The organism is Spirochaetota bacterium (assembly GCA_040756435.1).
In the GTDB taxonomy this organism is placed as follows: domain Bacteria; phylum Spirochaetota; class UBA4802; order UBA4802; family UB4802; genus UBA4802.
Map to the genome: position 1 here is coordinate 1 of JBFLZD010000110.1, position 3,311 is coordinate 3,311.

At 35.4% G+C, this 3,311-nt stretch carries 3 protein-coding genes; 2 read left to right on the top strand and 1 reads right to left on the bottom strand.

Going from position 1 to position 3,311, the window contains the following annotated elements; all coding sequences use genetic code 11:
* Positions 1-238 precede the first annotated feature (238 nt).
* On the top strand, positions 239-1,132 hold the full coding sequence (locus AB1444_16265; protein ID MEW6528208.1) for a hypothetical protein: 894 nt from the start codon (positions 239-241) through the stop codon (positions 1,130-1,132).
* Between the two features lie 59 nt (positions 1,133-1,191).
* On the opposite strand, the gene AB1444_16270 is transcribed toward AB1444_16265, so the two are convergent.
* Complete coding sequence (locus AB1444_16270; protein ID MEW6528209.1) at positions 1,192-2,397, bottom strand: hypothetical protein; 1,206 nt, start codon at positions 2,395-2,397, stop codon at positions 1,192-1,194.
* A gap of 304 nt (positions 2,398-2,701) precedes the next feature.
* Here AB1444_16270 and AB1444_16275 point away from each other — a divergent pair.
* Positions 2,702-3,311: FecR family protein (locus AB1444_16275; protein ID MEW6528210.1), on the top strand; the 610-nt coding region annotated here is incomplete at its 3' end.

Consider the following 3,311-nt stretch of genomic DNA (forward strand, 5'->3'; position numbering starts at 1 on the left):
GGGGGGCGCCGGGGGTGTACACTATATTCATTATGAAATTTTTTAAGGAATAATTGCTGTTTGTCAAATATTTTATATAATTTAAAAAAATAGTTGTTATTTAAAATAAGGATGTTTTTCTCTTCCTTAAGGATTGATTGTTTTAAGTATTTAATCTTTTTACAAAATATTATGATTTATACAATGTATACATAAGCTGCTTGTAGCGGTGGGATTGTATAGTAATAAAATACTAAATATGAGACATAACAATTGTTACTATTGTGGGCAAAACGGCTTTATATTCAGATCCTATCGTTTTGAAGATTTAGCGATAGTAGCTGATATAAAAATAGAAAAAAAACATGAGGGGTGGCCCGGCATACCTCATGGTGGGTTGGCAATGACCACATTTATTGAACTGATTGATATTGCAAAGGAGTTCCCTGCTGTATTTCCTTATGAATACAGGTTTCGTTTTGCTGGCGAGCGGTTGATGAGTGGTGATGTTGTACGTTGTATTGTCCAGAAAGGTGATGCCCGATATTTTTTTGGCTCATTTGGAAAATCTTTACAGCAGCCATATTGTAATTGTCGTTACAGCGAAGGGCATGTACATGAGTATGGTGATAAAGTAATAGAAATACTCAAAAAAAATATGGATGCTTCAACTCCGTTTATTATTCCCAATATGTCTACTAAGTTAACCAATACTGTGATTTCAGACCACGATCAAAGAATATTTTATATAACTGACTATGCAACAGACAGGACATACCTGATTTCCCACTTAAATGGTAACAATAATTTTGCACAGGCTCCAGATGGCTCTATTCATAACGGTGTGCTTAGCTCACTTTTAGATGAAACAATGGGGTGGTCAACGTTTCTTTCAGTATGGCAGGCAGGAGTTACTGTTGAATTGCAGATAACCTTTTATGATAAGGTCTATAATACTGATAATTTCCATATAATTGGATTCTGTGATGATGTACGCGGTGAATATGGTAAAAAGATTACTACTGCGTATGGTGGTGTGGTAGCACAACGTGATGAAGAAGTAGCCATAATTGCTCTGGCATATGGACGATGGCTGACATTGCCAGGTTTTAAAGAGATTATGGTACAGTATTTAAAGCATTATATTGAATAAAATCACTACAATAGTACATTATTAGTACTTTCTGTCACTGTAAGTAGATGGAACGTACATTATTTTTTTCTTCTTCTTTCCTTCTTCCATTTTGCTTTATCTATTTTTGTCCAGCTTTCAACAACATGGTTTGTCATTAAAGTGTATTTATCCTTATCTTTATTTTTTCCTGTTTGCTTGGATTTGATATGTTTTAATTTGCTTTCACGTTCTTCCAATTCTTTTTGTGTTAACTTTTCTTCATTTTGAAAAAATTCTGAAAGATAGTTCATTGATATATAGTTTTTTTGTAATGATTCTAACAACTGTGAAATTCTTTTTTTATTAACTATGCTGTCAATCAGGTTTTGAGGAATTACCAGGTAACCATACATTGCTGTTGCAAGCATAGCCACCAGTGGTGTAAGCAACGATATTTTGCCACCTTTATGAATAGAAGAATATAATAAGAACTCTTTTTGGCCAGTATGTAAGCAGTAAAGAGCTAATGGTAGCAATGTAAAAGGATGATTAACAGTAAGCCGGGTATATTCGTTTTTTGACCATCGGTTGGCAAAGGGGATGCAATACCTGGTGTAGTGTGTTTCATCACTATCAAGTGGCAGGTTGAGCATCATATCATGAAAATCTTTTGTAGCTTCAATAATATTCTGTGGATTGCCACCGTTGTTAAAAAAATGCGCTGAGTGTAACTGAACAAACTGATATGTATCTTCTGCAGATTGTTGTAACACAGTACTGTCCAATGCTGTTAACTGTCGCATTATTATTTTTTCCAGTATCAAGTATATAAATAATGATGCTGCACATGTGGCAGCATTCTTATTATGACTCAGAATAAAGTGTATAATGGAGTTGGGGTTTTGTTTGTGTAAAAAGAATAGAGCAGGAATACAAATAAGCAATTCGGCAGTGGGGGCATCATAGGGCGATTGCAGGTGGTGTAAAAATCCCTGCGGGTGGCGAAATATATGGTAACTATCGCCCAAAGAAGAAATAAAGTTAGAAATGTGCTGGTGCACATAGGTGTTTTGCTGAGCATTGATTGCTGCAAGGAGAATGCAATACTGGGAAAGGGCAGTGTAGAGGGCGGGCTTTTTCCACAGGTGGAGCTTATTTTTTAGTGCGGGTGTTGGGTCAGTGTAATCATGTATTGTGCCAAAAACATTGTGTATATGCTCAGCGCTCAGGTTGTCAAGGGGGCTTGCAAGCGCATCGGCAATGATGATGCTGTGAAGTATTTGTATGAGTCTTGAATGATCCATGGTGATAGAACAGTATACCGTGAGGTAACAGTCAAGTATGAAAATATATAAATCATTTATATTAATACAGTAATTACTGTATTAATTGCTGTAGGATGTCATTTCCTTACCAATGTCATGTGCATGGCTATAGAATAAAAAATTTATTGTATATTTTGTATCATTTTGTAATTAAAGTATTAATTTCAGGTATTATAAAAAAAATTTGCATTTATTTATAGAACCATAGTATATTATAATGGTTAATTTGAAGAGAGCTTATTTTACCTGGTATACAATTTTTTGATTATTAGAGGGGGTTGTGATGAAACGGATTCTGATATATTCACTTATACTTGGTCTGGCTGTTTGGGGAAATAGCTGTACTAAACAACAGATTGATGATTATGCTTCCATTGCATTCAGCATAGGCGAAGTAAAGAAGAATGGCCAGCCTGTCAACATTGGTGATATTTTAAATCAGAATGATATCATTGAAACGGGCACTATGTCTTCCTGTGATATTAAGATTGGCGATTCCTTGATACGTATTAAAGAAAATTCAAAGGCAATACTGGCTCAGCTTTTGCGAAAAGATGGGCTGGAAAATACTACATTAGGGCTTGATGTTGGCAAGATGATCTGTAAGCCTAAAAAGCTATTAAAGAATGAAAGCTTTTTAGTAAAAACACCAACGGCAGTTGCTGGTGTTCGGGGAACAAATTTTTCAGTGGAAGCTGATGCCCAGAAAACCACACGCATTAAAGTTTTTGACGGGAAGGTAGCTGTTGTAAAGCGTGTTGAAGCGGTTGAGGAACATATTGACAAAATAATAGAAGCTGCACCGGCTGTTGAAGAAAAGGAAAAAGTGGTGATAACTGCTGATGATGTAAAAAAAGCTGAAAAGAAGATAGAAGAAGTGATGAAAAAAGAAG